This window comes from Bacteroidota bacterium, assembly GCA_020161395.1.
Taxonomy (GTDB): Bacteria; Bacteroidota; Ignavibacteria; order Ignavibacteriales; family Ignavibacteriaceae; genus UTCHB3.
On the sequence record JAIUOE010000001.1, the window covers coordinates 535,207 to 556,832 of the forward strand.

A 21,626-nucleotide genomic window follows, 5' to 3' on the forward strand; every position below is an offset into this window, starting at 1 on the left:
ATTTTTGACGGTGTAAATTGTTAAATCAGGAGAAAAAGATGCAAAAACATTTTACTATTCTTAATAAAGTTCTCTTTGCCTTTATTTGGGTTATCTCGACAGCGGTCGTATTTCCGATCGACACATTATCGGTCTCAGGAACCGAAAGCAATACAAAATTTCCGGCTGAATTTTTTGTTTCCCGGGATGGGATAACAAGCAGTATTGCGAAGGTTTTGGCAGTTGATAAAGGGACAAGCGGGATAAAATTTACCGATCCCTATAATCCCACAAAAATATTTAACGCCTGGGCGGGCACTTTTAAGGGTGAAATAAACAGTCAAACCGAAAACTTCTATTGCATAGACATAGCCCATACGCTTGCTTTTTACACAACATCGCAACCACATCTCTATATCGATTCGGGTGCAACCCCGTCACAAATAACCTATATATTGATGAATTACTATCCATACAAAACCTACCCTTATACCGGTGCTATGTCCACGGTTCAGAAGGAAGCCGCGGCAATACAACTCGCAATCTGGCATTTTGCTGATGGTGTTAATCCGAACACCATACAAACTGCTGATATTAAGGCAAGAACAATCGAAATTATTAATGATGCAAATGCAAATTCCAATGGATTTGTGCCGGTAAAAACCTTGATAATTCTTCCGTCAGCAAACCAGTATTTTACGGGAACAGATGCTCAGTTCAGAATTAAAGTGTTTGATGAACTTGCACGACCTGTTGCAAACAGACAAGTTACGCTTTCTGTTTCTGCAGGGTCACTTAGTCAAACGGTTGTTACAACCGATGCAACGGGCACGACCCCGTCTGTGACACTAAATCCCGGCTCTGCGAAGAATGTGACTCTGACTGCAACTGCCGTCATAACAATTCCCCAAGGAACGAGGTACATACATCAGGTACAACCAAACTCATTCCAAAAAATTGTACTCGCCACACCAGCCACAGCTCAAAAGAATACAACGATAAACCTTGAGTGGACGGAAAGAGTCGATATCAGTCTGACAAAAACAGTAAGCAATGCAAATCCTGTTAATGGCGAAAATGTTACATTCACAGTTTCTGTTGCTAACGCAGGTCCTTCACCCGCCTCAGGTGTGGTTGCAAAGGATTTTCTACCAGGTGGTCTTTCTTATATCAGTTCAAGTGCCTCCCAAGGCAGCTTCAACTCCGTAAACGGTGAATGGACAATCGGTAACCTTTCCAATGGTGCCAATGCTTCGCTAACCATAACAGTGAAAGTTGATGTCGCCGCAAATTATCTTTTCAGTCTCGGTGCCGCAGAGGGATACAATGTATTTACCCTCCAGGACATGAATCAGCCAACCGCTGATGTGGAAGGGAAAGTGGCAGTCGGAAGAGATGGATTTTTCTCAAACTTCAGCGCCGGTGACCTCCTTCCGGCGTCCGGAGGAACGGTCGATGTGCTGGTGGTTGGAAGACATCTCACATTTGCTTCGGGAAATGTAACAGGGGGCAATGTGGTTTACGGTACTTCGGGAACGGTCTCTCAACAGGTTGGTATAGTTGATGGAACTCTAAGGCAGGGAAATCCGGTCGATTTCAACGCTGCAGGTGCGTACCTGACCGCCCTTTCAACACAACTGGCCGGTTACACAACAAACGGTTCTACAACCATGTCTGGAGTTACCCTGACACTCAATGGTGCTGATCCGTTTTTAAACACATTCTCGGTTACTGCCGCACAGATGACCCAGACTCAGGAGGTATATGTAAATGTACCCAATGGTTCAGTTGCACTTATCAATGTGGCGGGCGACAGCATCGACTGGGGCGGAAACCTCGTCGTCTCAGGTACACCTATCACAAACTGCATGTTTAATTTTCATGATGCGAAAAAAATAACCATCCAGTCGATTGATGTAACCGGTTCTGTTCTTGCACCTTTAGCGGATGTAAACTTTATCAGCGGCGTTCAACACGGACAGATGATCTGCAAGTCTCTCTCTGGCGGAGCTCAGTACAATCTTGCAAATTTCATCGGAAACATTCCTCTTGACACAACAATCACAAATATTGCAGAAATTATCAGTTGCGACCAGCTCGATGTGGATTCAAACCCCGGATCGGGAGGGGCGAACGAGGATGATTATTCCGCAGCAAGCATTCATGTCAGGGGAACACATACCGGTGGTGGCGGATCCATAAACACAGGAAACTGGCAATATGTTGGATCAGTAAGCCAGGATTATTTTATCTGGACCTTCATGCGGGCGCAGGACGGTTCCATGATTGCAGGTACCTGGGGAGGAAAAATTCTGAGATCAACTGATCAGGGACTTACATTCTCTGTTATAAACAACGGAATGAATGTCGCATACATCTGGAGTCTCATTCAAACACCAGCCGGTGATTTCTATGCCGCAACCGAAAGAGGCGTTTTTCGTTCAAGCGACAATGGAGTTAACTGGAATTCCACTTCACTTCCACAGTACGATGTCCGTTCCCTTTTATACCATGGTAATTCCCTTTATGCCGGTCTGTGGGGACAGGGAGTTTACAAATCGACTGATAATGGCGCAAGCTGGGCGGATGCGAGCAGCGGTATGATTATCAAATCGGTTCAGGCTCTCACGAAAGATAACAGCGGCAATATTTACGCCGGAACATTCGGAGGCGGGGTTTACAAAAGTGTTGACGGAGGAGTGAACTGGAACTCAACAGCAATGAACTATCCGCATGTCTGGTCACTTGGCACCACTTCCACAGGCATAATCGTTGCGGGGACCTACGGGAATGGTCTCTATCTCTCTGCCGATGGTGGAAACTCGTGGCAACCACAAACCTCCGGAATAACAGCGACACACATCTACTCGGTATCTGTTGATAACGGAGACAATGTTTTTGTCAGCTCCTGGAACAACGGTGTTTATTTTGCACATATCACCTCAACCGATGCCCCTGCTTCTGCCTGGAATTATATCGGATTGAAGGGTGTGAAGGTAAGTGCAATCAGTTTCGATCAATCAAACGGAAGGTTGTTTGCTGCCACATCAGATGGCGGAATTCTTAGAAACGACTCTCCAACTTCGGTTAAAGAGATTGAAACAGCATCGAGTCCTGCCGGTTTCTCCCTGTCAGACAACTACCCGAATCCGTTTAATCCGGAGACAGTGATCGAATTCTCTGTTCCCTTAAAAGAGAATGTTGATCTTTCGGTTTACAATGTTTTGGGTGAATTGGTCAGCACACTTGCGACCGGTGAGTTGGAGGCAGGAAGATACTCCGTAAAATTTGATGCACAACAGCTTCCGAGCGGAATATATATCTACAGACTTTCATCAGGAACCAATGTCATTTCCAAAAAAATGATTTTAATGAAATAGTTAGTTAAAACCAGGTTTCTGCGTTATTGTGAGCCTCCGGAGGAAATGCCGGGGGCTTTTTTATTTGCCCGATTTTATGAAATATCCGATCATCTGAATGAAGGTTATGACAATGAATGTTATTATCACCGCAAAGAAAACTTCGTCGCTGATGTAAGCCGGGAAAATGGTTTTGGCGATGATAAACGAAAATAAACACACAAGCATCATTTTTAGCCAGCGGATCATTCTGACAGCGGTTGTGTATTGTCGCAGGGCATTTTCGCGGGTGATTTCTGTCAGATAGTTAAACGAATGCGGGAATCTTTGTGCGATTGTCATACCGGTGTACAGTAAAATTAGTATTCCAAAAAGAAAAAACAATTCTGCTTTGTCTCCCATACGGTCAACATTTCCTGAGAAGTCATAATGCATCGGCAATCTTTCATCAACAGAAGGGTACTGAAACAGAAATAGTACACTTATTGTCAAAAGTACAGTGGCAGATACAACCTCGACAATTTTGTCTGCAACAGAACTTTCAAGTTCTATCCGGGGCCTGTTTTTTGTTTCCAAATTTGGTTGTCTGATTTAAAGTGAATAAATGAAAATTTAATTATCAGCGATCAAAAAAACAATTCAAATTTTCCGTTTTACGCCTGCGTCAAAACCTGAAAAGGGATTTTATTGGCACTTCGAATACAATCTTCTTCTAAAATTTAAGAATATCTTAACAAATCCGGCAAACATTTTTTCATTATTGGCAAAAAATGACTAAAAACCTTGAAAAAGAGCCTTTATTGTTTTGGCACAATATTTGCATCATTGAATTGATTTTTATTCACGAAAAATAACCGATGGTAAGAAAATGGAAAGAAAAAAAGTAACTATTGACGGAAACGAGGCGGCGGGATATGTAGCCTATCACACTAACGAAGTGATAGCAATATACCCTATTACTCCTTCGTCTAACATGGCAGAATGGTGCGATGCTTGGGCATCGGAAGGAAGAAAAAACATCTGGGGAATAACACCATCTGTCTCTGAACTACAAAGTGAGGGCGGAGCCTCCGGCAGTGTGCACGGCGCACTTCAAACCGGTTCACTTACAACCACCTTCACAGCATCACAGGGTCTTCTATTGATGATTCCTAACATGTTTAAAATTGCCGGTGAACTGACCTCCACAGTATTTCATGTGTCAGCCCGTTCCATCGCTGCTTCAGCACTATCAATTTTTGGCGATCACAGTGATGTTATGTCAACCCGTTCAACAGGTTGGGCACTCCTCTCATCAAATTCCGTTCAGGAAGTAATGGACTTTGCCCTTATCGCTCAGGCTGCAACTCTGGAAGCAAGAGTGCCTTTTATCCACTTCTTCGACGGCTTCAGAACATCACACGAAGTTGCTAAAATTGAGCAGCTTACTCCCGATGATATGAAACATATGATCGATCAGAGACTTGTGTTCGAACACAGAAAAAGAGGTCTGAATCCTGACGCTCCTGTACTTCGCGGAACAGCTCAAAACCCTGATGTTTACTTCCAGGGAAGAGAGACAGTAAATCCGTTCTATAATGCATGTCCTGATATCGTTCAAAAATACATGGACAAGTTTGCGAAACTTACAGGCAGACAGTATAACCTTTACGATTATTACGGTGCACCGGATGCAGAAAAAGTAATTATCATTATGGGTTCAGGTGCAGAAGCGGTTGAAGAGACCGTTGAACACCTTACCGCAGCCGGGGAAAAAGTCGGTGTCTTAAAAGTAAGACTCTACAGACCTTTCTCAATGAAACACTTTATTGCTGCAATACCAAAAACCGTAAAAGTTATTGGTGTACTTGACAGGACAAAAGAGCCGGGAGCATCGGGAGAACCTCTCTACTTGGATGTTGTTAGCGCAATAGCCGAAACCTTTAACGAAGGAAACCTGCCTTTCGCATTCCCCAAAATAGTCGGCGGAAGATATGGTCTCTCTTCGAAAGAGTTCACACCTGCAATGATTAAATCAGTGTATGACGAACTCGGAAAAGAAAAACCTAAAAACCATTTCACAGTGGGAATTATCGAAGATGTAACCAATACAAGTCTCGAATTCGATCCTTCATTCTCAGTGGAAAACGAAGATACATTCAAAGGCAAGTTCTACGGACTTGGTGCTGACGGAACAGTTGGAGCAAACAAAAACTCCATCAAGATTATCGGTGAAGGCACCGACTTCTACGCACAGGGTTACTTCGTTTACGATTCGAAAAAATCGGGTTCGATGACCACATCCCACCTGAGGTTTGGACCAAAGAAAATCAAATCAAGCTACCTCATCAACCGTGCAAATTTCGTTGCATGCCATCAGACGGTCTTTCTCGAGACCACTGACATGCTTCGCGATGCAGTTGAAGGTGCCTCATTCCTGTTGAATACCCCGGCTTCAAAAGAAGAGGTTTGGGATACACTTCCTGAGAATGTTCAGAAAACCCTCATCGAAAAGAAGATGAAATTCTACATTATCGATGCTTACAAAGTTGCCAACGAAACAGGCATGGGCGGTAGAATCAACTCCATCATGCAAACCTGCTTCTTTGCGATTTCAAAAATCCTTCCAAAGGACAAAGCAATCGAAATGATCAAATATGCCATCAAGAAAACCTATGGTTCGAAAGGCGAAAAGATCGTTCAGATGAATTTTGACTCGGTTGACAGAACACTCGATAACCTTTTTGAGGTGGAAGTACCGGCTGTAATTACATCAAAATTCAATATCCGTGACGCTGTTCCTGCAAATTCACCCGAATTTGTCAAGAATGTAACCGGAAAGATTATCGCCGGTTTTGGTGATGACCTTCCTGTAAGCCTTATGCCGGTGGATGGTACATTCCCGACCGGAACAACCAAATACGAAAAAAGAAACATAGCACTTGAAGTTCCCGTTTGGGATGCTGATGTTTGTATTCAGTGTAACAAATGTGCGCTCATCTGCCCTCATGCTTCAATCAGAGCAAAAATTTATTCAAAAGATCAGCTTGACAAAGCTCCTGAAACCTTCAAAGCAGTTCCTTTCAAAGCGAAAGAACATGGTGAGGGCTTGTACTACACAATTCAGGTTGCAGTTGAAGATTGTACAGGTTGCGGTCTTTGCGTCGAATTCTGTCCTGCCAAAAACAAGAGAGAAGTCAGATTCAAAGCCATCAACATGCAACCACAGCTTCCGCTTCGTGAAACCGAACGCGCCAACTGGGATTTCTTCCTCGATATTCCTGAATGGGACAGAACTGATCTTAAGCTGAACACAGTAAAAGATTCGCAGTTCCTCGAGCCATTGTTTGAGTTCTCGGGTGCATGCTCGGGTTGCGGTGAAACTCCTTATGTTAAACTTGTCAGCCAGTTATACGGTGACAGGGCAGTGGTTGCCAACGCGACCGGTTGCTCCTCGATCTATGGCGGTAACCTGCCAACAACACCATGGAGCAAAAACAAAGACGGACGCGGACCAGCATGGTCAAACTCCCTCTTCGAGGACAACGCTGAATTTGGATACGGTTTCAAACTTTCGATCGACCAGTTTAACGAGCAGGCAAGAATTCTTCTCGTAAAACTCGGCGAAAAAATCGGTGACAGACTCGTTTTCGACCTCCTTAATGCAGATCAGAAAACTGAAGCAGGCATCAGAGACCAGAGAGAAAGAGTTGAAGAGCTGAAAACAAAGCTTACAGAGATCGAAAATTCAACATCTGATGAAGACCTTAAATTCGACGCAATCAACCTCAAGAGCCTTGCTGACTATCTCGTGAAGAAATCAGTCTGGATCATGGGCGGTGACGGATGGGCTTACGATATCGGCTATGGCGGTCTCGATCATGTGCTCGCATCGGGCAAAAATGTTAATGTTCTCGTTCTCGATACCGAAGTTTATTCAAACACAGGTGGTCAGATGTCTAAATCGACACCAAGAGCCGCAGTTGCAAAATTTGCTTCAGGCGGTAAACTTGCTGCGAAAAAAGATCTTGCGCTGATGGCTATGAGCTACGGTAATGTTTATGTTGCCAAAGTTGCGATGGGTGCAAATGACGCTCACACAGTGAAGGCGTTCATCGAAGCCGAAGCATATGACGGACCATCCTTGATCATTGCCTACAGCCACTGCATCGCTCATGGTATCGACATGTCAACCGCTACCAGAAACCAGAAAGCAGCAGTTGATTCAGGTCACTGGCAGCTCTTCAGGTACAATCCTGATCTCGTTGCAGAAGGAAAGAATCCTTTCAGCCTCGACTCAAAGGGCATGAAGATTCCTTTCAAAGATTACGCATATCTCGAAACCAGATATAAAATGTTGACAAAATCGCATCCCGAAGCTGCTGCCAGATTAATGGACGAAGCTCAGGAAGATGTTTCCAAGCGTTGGAAAATGTATGAAAACATGGCGAACCAAAATCCTAATGTTAACAATTAATTACGGTTTCAAGAAACGATTAACCTGATTTTAAGGAAAATAAAATGGATCTGACAACAACATATCTTGGCATGAAACTTAAAAACCCTGTGGTTCCATCCGCGGGTCCAATTTCTCAGGAGATTTCATCAATTAAAGCTCTCGAAGATGCAGGTGCTGCTGCTGTGGTGCTCTACTCACTCTTCGAGGAGCAGATTGAAAAAGAATCCCTTGCCAATCATTATTATACAACAGCGCATAACGAAAGTTATGCAGAAGCCACGACTTACTTCCCCGACCATATAGAGTATAAAGCCGGTCCCGAAGAGTATCTCGACCTTATTCGCAAAGCAAAGGAAGCTACCGATATCCCGGTTATTGCCAGCCTGAACGGCAAATCTTTGGGCGGATGGGTAAAATATGCTCACAACATGGAAGAAGCCGGTGCCGATGCACTCGAGTTGAACATCTATAAACTTGCCACCGATTTCAATACTGACGGCAGAGAGATTGAACAGATCTACATCGACATAATAAAAGAAGTTAAAAGAAATGTGAAAATCCCCGTAGCAGTAAAGCTGAGCCCTTTCTTCAGTTCAACTGCATGGATGGCTGACCAGCTTGACAAAGCAGGTGCAGACGGTCTCGTACTCTTCAACAGATTCTACCAGCCCGATATCGATCTGGAGAATCTCGAAGTGGTGCCCAATGTCCTTCTGAGCACCCCGATGGCGATGAGACTCCCTCTCCGCTGGATTGGTGTTCTCTACGGCAGACTCGACTGCGACCTCGCTGCCACGAGCGGTATCTACAGTGAAAAAGATGTCATAAAAATGATCATGGTAGGTGCCAAGGTCACACAAATGATGTCAAGTATCCTGAAATTCGGACCAAACCACATTTCTGATGTACTTGCAAAAATGAAATTCTGGATGGAAGCCAACGAGTATAACTCGGTGGAAGACATGCGTGGTTCAATGAGCTACATGAATGTTGGCGACCCCTCTCAATATGAAAGAGCCAACTATATGAAAGTAATCAGCTCGGTCAAATTATAGTGCTATCATCGTCCGCTTTGTAAGAAGGCGGTAGTTGTTTGTTTCTTACCACCGGCTGTTTCATTTATTTGAGGCGGCCGGTCTTTTTTTTTAATGCAGTAATGCAGTAATCCAATAATGCAGTAATTTTGTTATTGGGGATTTGTTACATTTCAAATTCTGTTATTCGATAACTATTCTAAATACCAATTACGGAGATCAAATGAGCGGACATTCTTCCGGGGAAGTCAAAGGACTTCCAAAAAATGCTTATTCCGAGTTGAAGCCGGGTGAAAAATACCAGCCTATTATGTCGCCACTCGCCATCGTGCCCGAGGTTAATGTTTACACAATAACATTGGGATTAATAATGGCAGTGCTCTTTTCAGCAGCGGCAGCCTATCTTGGTCTTAAGATCGGACAGGTTTTCGAGGCGGCAATTCCGATTGCAATTATTGCGGTTGGTCTGTCGACACTTCTGAAAAGAAAAAACGCTCTGGGTGAGAATGTGATCATCCAGTCGGTAGGTGCCACTTCAGGTGCTGTGGTTGCGGGTGCCATTTTTACGATACCTGCCCTATACATCCTCGATCTGGAAGCCACTTTCCTTCAGGTTTTCCTCTCTTCACTTCTTGGCGGATTTCTCGGGATATTGTTCCTCATTCCCTTTAGAAAATATTTCGTCGCTGATATGCATGGTAAATTTCCCTTCCCCGAGGCAACAGCCACTACAGAAGTGCTTGTAGCAGGTGAAAAAGGGGGTTCACAGGCACTGGTTCTGGTTTCTTCGGGACTTGTCGGTGGTGTTTACGACTTTATTATCGCCACTTTTGGATGGTGGAGCGAAACATTTTCCACAAAAGTGTTGCCGATCGGCGATATGCTCTATGATAAATACAAACTTGTTTTCAATATAAATATCGGTGCTGCCGTTACAGGACTCGGTTTTATTGTTGGTCTTAAATATGCCGCTATCATTGCCGCAGGCTCATTTGTTTCCTGGTACCTCCTTATCCCTGTTGTTTATTACATCGGTCAGGGACTTGTTGCCCCGTTCGGTGCCAATGTAACAGTATTAATAAAGGATATGTCGGCTGAACAGATTTTCAGAAATTATGTTCGTCACATCGGTATCGGTGGCATTGCCATGGCAGGAATTATCGGTATAGTCCGTTCCTCAGGAATCATTGCGGGAGCATTTAAACTTGCTGCCAAAGAGATTGGTGGTGGAAGGGCTGCAGCATCCGGTGCACTTCGTACTGAAAAAGACCTTCCGATGTTTGTAATTGTTTCAGGTATCCTTGCAGTTGGTCTGGCTCTTCTTCTTTTCTTCAACTTTGGAGTTACCGGAAGCTGGGGAGATGCTCTGATCGGACTTCTCATTGTAATGATCATTTCATTCCTTTTCACAACAGTTGCTGCTAATGCTATTGCAATCGTGGGTACAAACCCTGTTTCGGGTATGACACTCATGACCCTGATTCTTTCCTCAATTATTCTGATTTCATTCGGAATCAAAGGAAAAGAAGGAATGGTAACCGCCCTCTTGATTGGTGGAGCTGTTTGCACCGCACTTTCTTGTGCCGGTGCGTTCATTACCGATCTTAAGATTGGTTACTGGCTGGGAAGCTCACCCTACAAACAGCAAACCTGGAAATTTGTCGGAACCGCCGCATCAGCAGCAGTTGTGGGACTTATCATCATGGTTCTTAATGAAGCATACGGATTCAAAGGTGACAATGCACTTCAGGCTCCTCAGGCAAATGCAATGGCTGCAGTTATCGAGCCGTTGATGTCAGGGAAAGATGCCCCATGGATGCTCTACATTGCAGGTGCTGCCATGGCTCTGATCCTCACCATGATCAAAGTTCCGGCTCTTGCCTTCGCACTTGGAATGTATATCCCGCTCGAACTTAACACCCCGATTCTCATCGGCGGTATCCTTGCACACATCGTTTCAACCCGCAGCAAAGATGAAGAGCTTAACAACGCCCGCAGAGAACGCGGAACTCTTATCGCTTCAGGTTTCATCGCAGGCGGTGCCCTCATGGGTGTAATAAGTGCAGTAATGAAATACTTCGATGTGGATCTAATGGCAACACACTGGGTGGAATCCAACGGTGCCATGTTCGTTGGTCTCTTAATGTTTGCACTCCTCTGCGGATATGTAATCTGGGATGCAATGAGAGCCAAAAAAGAGAATTAATTATTCCGGCTTAAATGCCTTGTGATCTTTTTGCTGCCTCCGGAGAAATCTTCGGGGGCAGTTTTATTTTGTGCTTATTCACAATTTACTTCTTAATTTTGTAATGAGATTGATTATTTACATAATAATGTTTTCAGCACCAAAAACCCGGATAAAACATGAGTTTGGATATTACTCCTCTCGAAAAAGCAGCCAGATCGCTTCAAAGATCATTGAGTGTTACTGAATTAAACGAAAATTTCCACCAGCTTTCATTGGAAGAGCAGGAAACTCTGCAGGCAGGAGTAATACAAAATTTTGAAGTGGCGTTTGAACTTTCCTGGAAATTTGCCAAAAGATGGATCGAAACCAATATTGGAAAAGAGGTCGTCGACGGTGTCTCCAGAAGAGAACTCTTCAGGATCGCATATGAAGTTCGCCTCATCGACGATGTTGAAATATGGATAGATTTCCACTACACCCGTAACTCAACTTCTCATACTTATGATGAAGAAGTCGCAGACAATGCATATGAAATAGCAGTAAAATTTTATCCAGAAGTGTTGAAACTTATTGAGAAGTTGACGAATAATAATGATTGATGTCACAGAAAAAGAACTGCAGATCGTAAAATCAATACTGATATCATTTGTACCAAAAGCTAAAGTGCGTGTTTTTGGAAGTCGCGTGAATGGTACAAAGAGAGATATCTCTGATCTCGATCTTGCAATCGACTGCGGACAAAAAATGACTCTTTCCGAAATAGGCAGGATAAAGGAGGCCTTCCAGGAGAGCGATCTCCTCTTTCGTGTGGATGTAATTGACTGGAACCGTACATCAGAGATTTTTAGGAATATCATCTCTCAAAATTTTGAGGAACTGGTGCTGGAGTAGATAGATTTACTAAAATTTGTGTATATTTGCAGTCAGACTGCAAATATACAAGGTTTTTCCCTTCATGAGCAACTATATTACCAGAACTGCAGAACGAACTCTGCTCAAATATCTTTCAGCATTTCCTGTTGCGGGTGTTACAGGACCCCGTCAGTCAGGTAAATCAACAATGCTTAAAACTCTCCTCAAAGATAAATACAAATATGTGACATTTGATGACCCGGTGACAGTTGCAGAATTCAGGGATGATCCTGAAAGGTTTATGAGAATCTACAGTGACAAAGTTATCTTTGATGAGGCACAGAAGGCACCCGAAATTTTCTCTTATGTGAAAATCGCCGTTGACAATGACCGCGATAACTACGGCAAGTTCATTCTCTCCGGTTCCTCTCAGTTCACTTTGATGAAAAATATATCTGAATCGCTCGCCGGAAGAATAGGACTGCTATCACTCCTTCCATTGCAGTTTAAAGAAATTCCTGACAAACTTCATGAAGAATCGATATTTAAGGGCGGATACCCGGAACTGGTGAAGAGAGAATATCAGTTCGGAAACGATTGGTTTCAGGCGTATATCAATACCTATCTGGAGAAGGATTTAAGATCGGTCAGTGACATTGGGAATATTCGGGATTTCTTTCGTTTAATCAGATTTCTGGCTGCAAGGTGTTCTCAGATGATTAATCTGTCCGAGCTTGCCAGCGAGCTGGGAGTCACTGTAAATACTGTAAAACACTGGTTGTCGGTACTTGAGGCATCTTACATTATCTGGTTTCTGCCTCCGTTTTATGAAAATCTTGGTAAAAGAATAATAAAATCGCCAAAACTCTATTTTTATGATACCGGTCTTGTCTCTTTCCTCACCGGAATAGAATCACAAAAACAGTTCGAAAACAGCATCCTCGCAGGTACGCTGTTCGAGAATTATATCGTTTCCGAAATTAAAAAGATTCTTGAGCACAATAAATTGTTTTGGAATCTCTACTATTTCAGGACTTCATCCGGATTGGAAACAGATCTTGTCATTGATAAAAACTCGACCAGAGAATGGATCGAAATAAAAACAAGCGAAACCTTTCAAAAAAAATTCATCACGGCAATCGAGAAAACAAAACGGCACGAAGAAAAAGGATTTCTGATTTACAAGGGGATATCCAAACCCGGAACAGATGGCACAGAAATAAAAAACTACAAAGACTTCCTTAACGAATTTCATGACACAACAGGAGCAGCTCATAGTTCATAGCTAATAGATCATACCTAATTTTACTATCTTTGTAATTCAGTTTTTCAAAAAATTCAAAGACAAAATGCGACAAAGCAAATCATTTATACCGACACTTAAAGAAGTACCAAACGACGCGGTCGTGCCGAGTCATGTTCTCATGTTGAGGGGTGGCTATGTCAGGGCACTTGCAGCCGGAATCTATTCATTTCTCCCGCTCGGTTACCGGGTGGTAAAAAAAGTCTGTGAAATCATCCGTCAGGAGATGGATGCGATCGGCGGACAGGAATTTCACCTTCCTGCACTTAACCCAAGGGAAATCTGGGAAGAAACAGGCAGAGTTGAGGCTTTTGGCGATACCATGTATCACCTCAAAAACAGGGATTATGTCCTCGCTCCTACCCATGAAGAAATTATAACTTTCCATGCCCGTAAAGTGGTTAAATCGTACAAGGACATGCCACAGACCTGGTATCAGATTCAGACAAAGTTCAGAAATGAAGCCAGACCAAGAAGCGGTGTGATTCGCGGTAGACAGTTCCTGATGAAAGATTCCTACTCACTGGACATCGACACAGACGGTCTCGACAAATCGTATGAACTTCATGATCAGGCATACAGAAAAATATTTTCCAGAGCCGGTTTGAAGTTTTTCGTCGTGGGTGCCTCAAGTGGTGCGATGGGTGGAAGTGGAAGTGAAGAATTCATGGTTGGTTCTGATGCCGGCGAAGATACCGTTGCTCATTGTGAAGCCTGCGGATATGCAGCCAATGTTGAAGTGGCTTCATCTGTCATCACTCCGGTTCAAAGAGATGATGAATCAAAAGAAATTTTCGAAATCAGCACACCGAATGTGAAATCGATCGATGAACTTTGCGCCTTCCTCAAGATAAACGAGAGACAGACAGCAAAATCGAGGGTTTATATCGCTGACGGCAAGGCTGTTCTCATTCTGATCTCCGGAAATGAAGAAGTGAATGAAACGAAGCTTGAAAAAGCACTCGGAAGTGGTGTCAGACCAGCACATCCCGAAGAACTCAAAGAGATTACGGGCGCCGATGCCGGTTCCATTGGTCCAATCGGTTTCCCCGGGAGAATAATTGCCGATTTCAGAATTCGTGACTGCAACAATCTCTTCTCCGGTGCGAACAAAAACGATTACCACATCGGTGGCATCGACTTCAAGAGAGATGTTCCGACAATCGAATACGCCGATCTTCGTACCGTCACCTCAGGAGAAGGTTGCCCAAAATGTGGAAAGCCCCTCGGTGTATTTACTGCGATAGAACTTGGACACATTTTCAAACTCGGGACAAGATATTCCGCTGCCATGGGTGCAACATATCTTACAGAAGCGGGTGATGAAAAGCCGATTGTAATGGGCAGTTACGGAATTGGTGTCGAAAGAGTTGTCGCCTGCTCCATCGAACAAAGTCACGATGAAGCGGGTATAATCTGGAACAAGGCAATCGCTCCATTCCATGTCCACCTTCTTGGTTTGAACATGAAAAAGGAACCGGTTGCGGAAGCATCCGAAAAAATCTATTCTGAATTGCTGGCAGCGGGCATCGAAGTGCTTTTTGACGACAGAGCTGATGCACAGGCAGGTTTCAAATTCAAGGATGCTGACCTTCTCGGCATGCCTTTGCAGGTGATTGTCGGCGAGAAAAAACTCGCTGAAAACAAAGTGGAGATAAAAGTCAGAAAAACGGGTGAAAGACTCGAAGCTCCTCTCGATAACCTCGCTTCGACTCTCAAAGACCTGCTCGAAAAACTTTGATTTTAACCCGTAAGGAAGGTTGACCAATAATTCCGGTCACCCTTCCTTTGGGAAAATTTACCTTCCGGAAGTGAATAATATGATTAGACCAAAGATTTTATTAGTAATTCTTTTTATCGCCGCATACTCTGCCGGCGGGCAAAACCTCAAATTTGCATGGCTCACCGATATTCATGTGGGCTATGCCAAATCAGATTCTGTAATCCTGAAACAAATTGACAGGATAAACTCGCAGAATGATGTTGGATTTGTGGTCGTCACCGGTGATATTTCCGAGACGGGAAAATGGGATGAACTGGAAAGGGCGCAAAAACTCCTTTCGAAACTGAACAAACGATTTTTGGTAATTCCCGGCAACCACGATACAAAGTGGTCTGATATGGGTGGTATGGAATTTTCCGCGATCTTTGGCGACAATAAATTCCGGTTCGATACACTCAATTATGTTTTTATCGGATTAAATTCCGGAATTGTGCTTCGCGGTGGCGGTGGTCATGTCGTTCCCGAAGATATCGACTGGCTTGAAAAACAGCTCAAAAATACTCCGGATAACAAGGAAATTTACTTCTTTATCCACCATCCTCTCGATGGAGATGTTGACAACTGGTATAAGGTGACAAATCTGCTTCGCAAAAAGAATCTTAAATCCATTTTCGTTGGTCACGGGCACGCAAACAAGAAGATGGAATTTGATATGCTTCCGGCTTTTATGGGAGTTGGCTCTACATCAAAAACAAAGCTTTACGGCTTCAACTTCGTAGATCTTACCAAAAAAGAGATGAAGATAACCTCGATTGCCTCCCTGAGAGGCGACTCATCTTTCGTTGATACCGTTTTTACATGGTATGACGAAGCTAAAGTGCCGGGAATCAATCCCGTGCCAACCGATTCACTCGGCTTCATCGACTACAAGGAAGTAAAAATAATTAAAAAAATGGACCTTGGCAAAACCATGGTTTCGGCTCCCGTTCCCCACAAAGACGGATTTTTGGTTCCGACGCTTGAAGGGGCACTTTTCAACTACGACAAAAATCTTACCCTCCTTTGGTGGGTCGATCTTCAGGCACATCTCGTTTCTACCCCCGTTGTCGCGGGAAAACAGGTTTTTGCAGGAAATGCAGGTGGCGACCTTTATCAGATAGACCTTGAATCGGGTGAGGTTCTTCAATCGTTGGGTCTGAATGAACCAATCACATCACGGATCGTTTCCTTTCCTGTGTATTTCAGAGACAGACAAACGACAGCACTTCTTTTTGGGACGGCAAACGGTACTATCTACGCCTATGAAGCGTCGACCCTTACACCGATGTGGAAAAACTCCGATGCCAAGGGAAGAATCGAATCGCTGCCCGTGGTGTTAAACGACCGGGTAATCTTCTCTGCATGGGACGGGATGGTTTATTGTGTCGACCTCAGAACAGGCAAACTTAACTGGAAATGGTCGGAAAATGTAAACTTTTACTATTCAACCGCGAGTTGCACCCCCGTTACAAACGGAGATTACATCTGGTTTGTTTCTCCCGATAAAAGTGTTTCATGTGTAGATGTGCTGCTTGGGAAAACCCAGTGGAGTACCAAGGAATTTAATGCATGGGAGTCTTTGGGACTCAGTGAAGATGGAAAAACACTTTTTATCAAGTCGATCGAGAACGAATTTCACACTGTAAATGCTCTTACCGGAAAGAAAATTAAGACCCACAAAGTGAAGTGGGGGCTCGACACAAATCCGGTTCAAATAAAGGAATTCGATAAAAATGCAATTTTCGGACTGAAAAATGGCAATTTTCTCCGTTTTCAAAAGGACAAATTCACCAACCTGTTCTATCTCGGTCAGGCAAGAGCTTTAACTGTCGAGAAACTGGATGACATTTTTATTGCTTCCAACATGGACGGTACAATCCTCCTCTTTAAGTTAAAGTAGCGGATGATGGCACTGAAATATAAACTCTTTATTTTCGATATCGATTGTACACTAACTTCGACCAATCAGTTGATATTTGACTCATTCAACCACATTAACAACAAATATTTTGGGAAAATTCTCTCCCCCGAAGAAGTAATTGCTCTTTTTGGTCCCACAGAAGAGGAAATAATCGTGGAATTGTTTGGTGACAACGCTGAAAAAGCAATTGTCGACTATTTTGTCTATTACAAGGAGAACCACAATATTGCATCACTCCATGACGGTATCGAAAATCTGCTCGATCATATTATCGAAAATGGAGGCAGAATTGCGGCTTTCACCGGAAAAGGGAGAAGATCGGCAGAGATTACCCTGAAAGAACTTGGAGTTTTCGAAAAGGTTGAATTACTGGTATCGGGCGATGATGTTACCCAAAAGAAACCGTCGGGTGAAGGCATTCTGACAATTCTTAAAAAACTGGGGATTAAACCGGAAGAAGCAATAATGATCGGCGATTCTTCGGCAGATATAAAGGCTGCAAGGGAAGCCGGTGTAGCTGTTGCCTCTGTGCTTTGGGACTGCTGGACACCGGAACTTGTGATGAAAATGAACAACGGCATGCTTTTTAATACTGTGGAAGAGCTTCACAGTCACATTTCCGGCTGATATTGTTCTCTTTTCCTCGTTGGAGGAGTTGTTTCTTGTTTATCATTGGTTATTTTCACTATCCTGATATTTAATTTTATTTAATGCCATGTCACAACACGAGATACCCGAACCAAGAGCCCAAATAGATTCATTGCTCGCACAAACCAGGCAAAATCTCCTGAGATTAACCCAGGCAGCGGACACCAAGGCTCACATCCTCATAGTCATTTCAGCATTCACACTGAATATTACACTTTCGCACCTGGATCATCCGGTCCTTCGGTATGCAGCTCTCACAATGCTGGTTCAGGCATTCGTTACAGTAATTTTTTCATCGCTCAGTATAATGCCGAAACTGATTCAGGGTAAAAGTAAAAAATCGGATGTTACCGATGAGACCACACTTGAATCGATCTTCGCAGGATACTACATCAACTATGACTACAAAACATTTGAAAAACTGATGGCGAATACCTTAAGTGATCCGAAAAAGACATATCAGGTGCAGTTCAGGGAGATTTACGATTCCGGTCTTATTCTGATTCAAAAGAAGATGAGATATTTAAGGTATGCCTTCATTTCCCTTTTGATAGGTACGGGCTTCGCAATTTGTGTCACGGTATTTTCATTACTTCTGCTGAAGGGGAGTCCGTTTTAACTCAAAATGCCCGAAGTTGCTTACTGAATTCCCCCTGTACCAATTGCTTCCATAAAGGATATTAAATGTTCAAACCAACCCTTTCAGAAATTGAGAATTACGCAAAAGATTCCTCCCTGAGTTCGACAATCCGCGACCTTGGCATCCTTCTTGGAGAAGTGATCAAGGAACAGGAGGGGGAAAAGGTTTTTGAAAGTGTTGAGGAGCTCCGAACCCTCACGAAACAACTCAGAAACTCGTACAACGGGGAAACGGTCGAAAAAATAAAGGAAATCATCGCTGCCCTCTCCATCGATGAAGCCATAAGGGTGGTGAAAGCCTTCTCCATCTACTTTATTTTGGTGAATGCTGCGGATGAAATCTACACCCTGAGAAAAAACAGGGAGAGGCAGGGTGCCCACAGGGCAGAGGAACCGGGTACTTTCGACCACACGCTTGCAACCTTAAAAAATAACGGCTTGGATGAAAAAGAACTTTCCCTGCTTTTAAGGAAAATTGAAATTACTCCCGTATTTACAGCACACCCCACAGAGGCTTCCCGTCAGACTGTAATGCGTAAAATTCTAAAAATTTGCAATCTTCTCATTCTCAGAGATGAGAAAAACTACAGACACTTCGGAATTATTCAAAAACTGAAGGCGGAAATTACACTTCTCTGGCAGACCAATGATGTAAGAACCCACAAGGTTTCTGTGAGTGATGAGGTTCAGAGGGGTCTCTTTTTCCTTAAAGATGTGCTCTACGACCGGGTTGAAGAGTTTTACCACCTTTTCAATTATGCACTCCACTCCTCCGGTTTTCAGCTCTCTGCGGCTGGCCCTGTTGTAAGGTTTGGTTCCTGGATCGGCGGTGACCGCGACGGGCATCCTTTTGTTACCCCGGCACTTACCCGCGAAACCCTTCTTCAGCATAAGGAAGAGATTATCAGACTCTACCGGCAGGATCTCGACAGACTTTACACGAATCTCAGCAACTCAGTGAACCATGTTCCTGTCTCAAAAGCCCTCAATTCATCGATCAACAGTGATGTGAAATTGCTTAATTCGGGCGATCACCCCTGGTACAGAGACTCCTCGGAACTGTACCGTAAAAAACTTCTTCTCATTTATGAGAAACTCGGAAGAACACTCTCCGGAAGTGAAGGCGGTTACCTCGACGCCTCTGATTTAGTGGATGACCTTTCTTTTATGGCAGAGAGCCTTCGGGAAAACAAAGGTGAACTTATAGCGGATACAATCCTTCAGCCGTTCATTTATAAAGTGAAAACCTTTGGATTTCATTTTGTGAAGATCGATATCAGACAAAATTCAGCTCTTGTCAGGGAAGCAGTTGAAGAGATTTTGTTTCTTACCGCAGCATCACCAAATTTCAGAAATCTGCCTGAGGAGCAAAAAATAAAAGTTTTGAGGGATGAAATACTGTCTCCAAGGCCATTGATCAACTCTTTTTCCACTCTTTCAGAGAGGACAGCTCAGGTGCTCGAGGAGATATCCCTGATCAAATGGGCAATGGAAAATATTTCGAAGAATGCAGGAAAAGACTATATTATCAGCAACTGTTCCAGGGTCAGTGATGTTCTCTCCGTTCTTCTCCTTGCCAGAGAGTCAGGACTGGTAAAAGTCGAAGAGGAAAGAATAGTTGCATCGGATATCGATATACTTCCGCTTTTTGAGACAATAAACGATTTACAGGAATCAACCTCAATTCTAAAAGAACTCTTTGATCTGAGAGTTTATCGCCGGCATCTAAGGTTAAGGGGCAGGGTACAAAAAGTAATGATTGGTTACTCCGACAGCAACAAGGATGGCGGAATTGTTACTTCAAATTTCGAACTTTTCAAAGCTCAGAGCGGTATTTCACAACTTTGCAGCGAATATAAGATAGAACCTGTAATTTTTCACGGCAGGGGAGGAAGCATCTCCCGTGGTGGCGGTCCCGTTTATGATTCCATCATGGCAAATCCACAGGGAACTCTTAAGGGGAAGATTAAAATCACCGAACAGGGTGAAATGATCTCCGCAAAATATCTTATTCCCGAAACCGCCCTTAAATCACTCGAAATTACAACTTCAGCGGTCATTCTAAAAACCGCGGAGCCCGCTCCCGACCCGCAGCAAGAGCTTCTGAGGGATCAGAATATCACCCTTTTTGATAAAATATCAGCCTCGGCTTATAAAAAATATCGCTCCCTGGTCGAGCATCCCGGTTTTACGGAATATTTTCGCTCTGCAACCCCTATTGATGTTATTGAACAGCTTGAGATCGGTTCCCGCCCGGGGTCCAGAAGGGTTACCGGCGATCTTTCGGCTCTAAGGGCAATTCCATGGGTTTTTGCATGGACACAAAACAGGAACACAATATCAGGCTGGTTTGGATATGGTTCGGCGATTGAAGATGCCATTATAAACGAGGACGCCTCCGAAGCAGAACTGGTGAAGCTCTACAACAACTGGGACTTTTTCAAGGTACTAACCGAAAATGTGGAAATGGTGCTCTTTAAGACTGACATGATGATCGGGAGGGAATATTCCCTGCTTGCTAAAAGCCCCGCAGCACCGGAAATATTCAGGATGATTAAGGATGAATACGACAGGTCGGTCAGTGCGGTTCTTCTTCTCACAGGTGAGAAATACCTTCTCGGCAACAATAAAAACCTTCAAAGAAGGCTTCAACTTCGGAATCCTTACATTGATCCCGTAAGTTTTATTCAGTTAAGGTTTATCCGTGAATGGCGAAAAGGGAACGATCACGCTGAAAATGACGACCTGACGACACTTCTTCGTTCGACTGTGAACGGCATTGCAGCAGGAATCAAAAATACCGGCTGATTACCGGTCACCTTTTTCGGAGAGATTCAGTTCGAATTCGGGAATATACTGCTCATACTCCACCCCTGCCAGACCAAGCAGTTTTCTTGATGCCACCCATATCGGCTCATCGTGATATTTATCCGAAGCGTAGATTACTTTCTTTATCCCGTTCTGAATAATTGTCTTTGTACATTCATTACAGGGAAAAAGTGTGCAATATAAAACACAATCATGAACGGATTTATTGGCGTTGTATATCGCATTTTCTTCGGCATGTACCACAAACGCATACTTCGATTCCGTAAAGCCACCACTTCTTGACCATGGAAGTTTCCCCTCGTCGATCCCTCTCGGGAAACCGTTGTATCCCAAACCCACAATTACCTTGTTCTGATCAACAATCACGGCGCCTGCCTGCGTGTTCGGGTCTTTCGATCTCATCGCCATCAGGTATGCCATCTGCATAAAACATTCATTCCACGATATAGGGTCACGGGGTTTTGTCATCTGTAACTTCCATTTTTTAATTACTAAATTTAACTGTTATACGATCAACAGCAAAGGGAGAAACCCAAACTGAGCGTTCAGAGATATCAAAGCGGGATCATAATAAAGCAAAGCGTTTACTAAACTACTGCATTACTGCATTATTGGATTATTGGATTAAAAAAAAAGCTGCCCCCTTATCAGAGAGCAGCTTTACAATTGTTTTT

14 protein-coding genes are annotated in these 21,626 nt (G+C 43.6%); 12 read left to right on the forward strand and 2 right to left on the reverse strand.

Annotated elements, in window-relative coordinates:
* Positions 1 to 38 precede the first annotated feature (38 nt).
* Positions 39 to 3,359 (forward strand): choice-of-anchor A family protein, encoded by a 3,321-nt coding sequence (locus LCH52_02120; protein ID MCA0387272.1) that lies wholly within the window; start codon positions 39 to 41, stop codon positions 3,357 to 3,359.
* Between the two features lie 60 nt (positions 3,360 to 3,419).
* Here LCH52_02120 and LCH52_02125 read toward each other — a convergent pair whose 3' ends face one another.
* Positions 3,420 to 3,914, reverse strand: a complete 495-nt coding sequence (locus tag LCH52_02125; GenBank protein ID MCA0387273.1) for a DUF1648 domain-containing protein — start codon at positions 3,912 to 3,914, stop codon at positions 3,420 to 3,422.
* Between the two features lie 292 nt (positions 3,915 to 4,206).
* Between LCH52_02125 and nifJ the strand changes: the two genes are divergently transcribed.
* From nifJ to ppc, 11 genes are all read left to right on the forward strand, one after another.
* Positions 4,207 to 7,794, forward strand: a complete 3,588-nt coding sequence (nifJ, locus tag LCH52_02130) for a pyruvate:ferredoxin (flavodoxin) oxidoreductase (GenBank protein ID MCA0387274.1) — start codon at positions 4,207 to 4,209, stop codon at positions 7,792 to 7,794.
* A 44-nt stretch (positions 7,795 to 7,838) separates the two neighbouring features.
* Positions 7,839 to 8,831 carry a dihydroorotate dehydrogenase-like protein gene (locus LCH52_02135; protein MCA0387275.1) on the forward strand — a complete coding sequence of 331 codons (993 nt, stop codon included), beginning with the start codon at positions 7,839 to 7,841 and terminating at the stop codon, positions 8,829 to 8,831.
* A 202-nt stretch (positions 8,832 to 9,033) separates the two neighbouring features.
* A complete protein-coding gene (locus LCH52_02140) occupies positions 9,034 to 11,016 on the forward strand; it encodes an oligopeptide transporter, OPT family (protein ID MCA0387276.1) in 1,983 nt (660 codons plus the stop codon).
* 158 nt (positions 11,017 to 11,174) lie between these two features.
* The gene (locus tag LCH52_02145; protein ID MCA0387277.1) at positions 11,175 to 11,597 is read left to right on the forward strand and encodes a nucleotidyltransferase substrate binding protein; all 423 of its coding nucleotides are present in this window, start codon (positions 11,175 to 11,177) and stop codon (positions 11,595 to 11,597) included.
* Complete coding sequence (locus LCH52_02150) at positions 11,590 to 11,889, forward strand: nucleotidyltransferase domain-containing protein (GenBank protein ID MCA0387278.1); 300 nt, start codon at positions 11,590 to 11,592, stop codon at positions 11,887 to 11,889. Before LCH52_02145 ends, LCH52_02150 begins: the two co-directional genes overlap by 8 nt.
* A gap of 64 nt (positions 11,890 to 11,953) precedes the next feature.
* Positions 11,954 to 13,135, forward strand: coding sequence for an ATP-binding protein (locus LCH52_02155; protein MCA0387279.1), 1,182 nt, complete (start codon positions 11,954 to 11,956; stop codon positions 13,133 to 13,135).
* A gap of 64 nt (positions 13,136 to 13,199) precedes the next feature.
* Positions 13,200 to 14,894: a proline--tRNA ligase gene (locus LCH52_02160; protein ID MCA0387280.1), complete on the forward strand. Its 1,695-nt coding sequence runs from the start codon at positions 13,200 to 13,202 to the stop codon at positions 14,892 to 14,894.
* 79 nt (positions 14,895 to 14,973) lie between these two features.
* A complete protein-coding gene (locus tag LCH52_02165; GenBank protein MCA0387281.1) occupies positions 14,974 to 16,815 on the forward strand; it encodes a PQQ-binding-like beta-propeller repeat protein in 1,842 nt (613 codons plus the stop codon).
* A gap of 3 nt (positions 16,816 to 16,818) precedes the next feature.
* The gene (locus LCH52_02170) at positions 16,819 to 17,463 is read left to right on the forward strand and encodes an HAD family hydrolase (GenBank protein MCA0387282.1); all 645 of its coding nucleotides are present in this window, start codon (positions 16,819 to 16,821) and stop codon (positions 17,461 to 17,463) included.
* Positions 17,464 to 17,551: 88 nt separating this feature from the next.
* Positions 17,552 to 18,103 (forward strand): DUF5706 domain-containing protein, encoded by a 552-nt coding sequence (locus LCH52_02175; protein ID MCA0387283.1) that lies wholly within the window; start codon positions 17,552 to 17,554, stop codon positions 18,101 to 18,103.
* 65 nt (positions 18,104 to 18,168) lie between these two features.
* Positions 18,169 to 20,931, forward strand: coding sequence for a phosphoenolpyruvate carboxylase (gene ppc / locus LCH52_02180; protein MCA0387284.1), 2,763 nt, complete (start codon positions 18,169 to 18,171; stop codon positions 20,929 to 20,931).
* Here the strand turns inward: ppc and LCH52_02185 are convergent, their stop codons facing one another.
* Positions 20,932 to 21,420, reverse strand: coding sequence for a dCMP deaminase family protein (locus LCH52_02185; GenBank protein ID MCA0387285.1), 489 nt, complete (start codon positions 21,418 to 21,420; stop codon positions 20,932 to 20,934).
* Between the last annotated feature and the right edge of the window lie 206 nt (positions 21,421 to 21,626).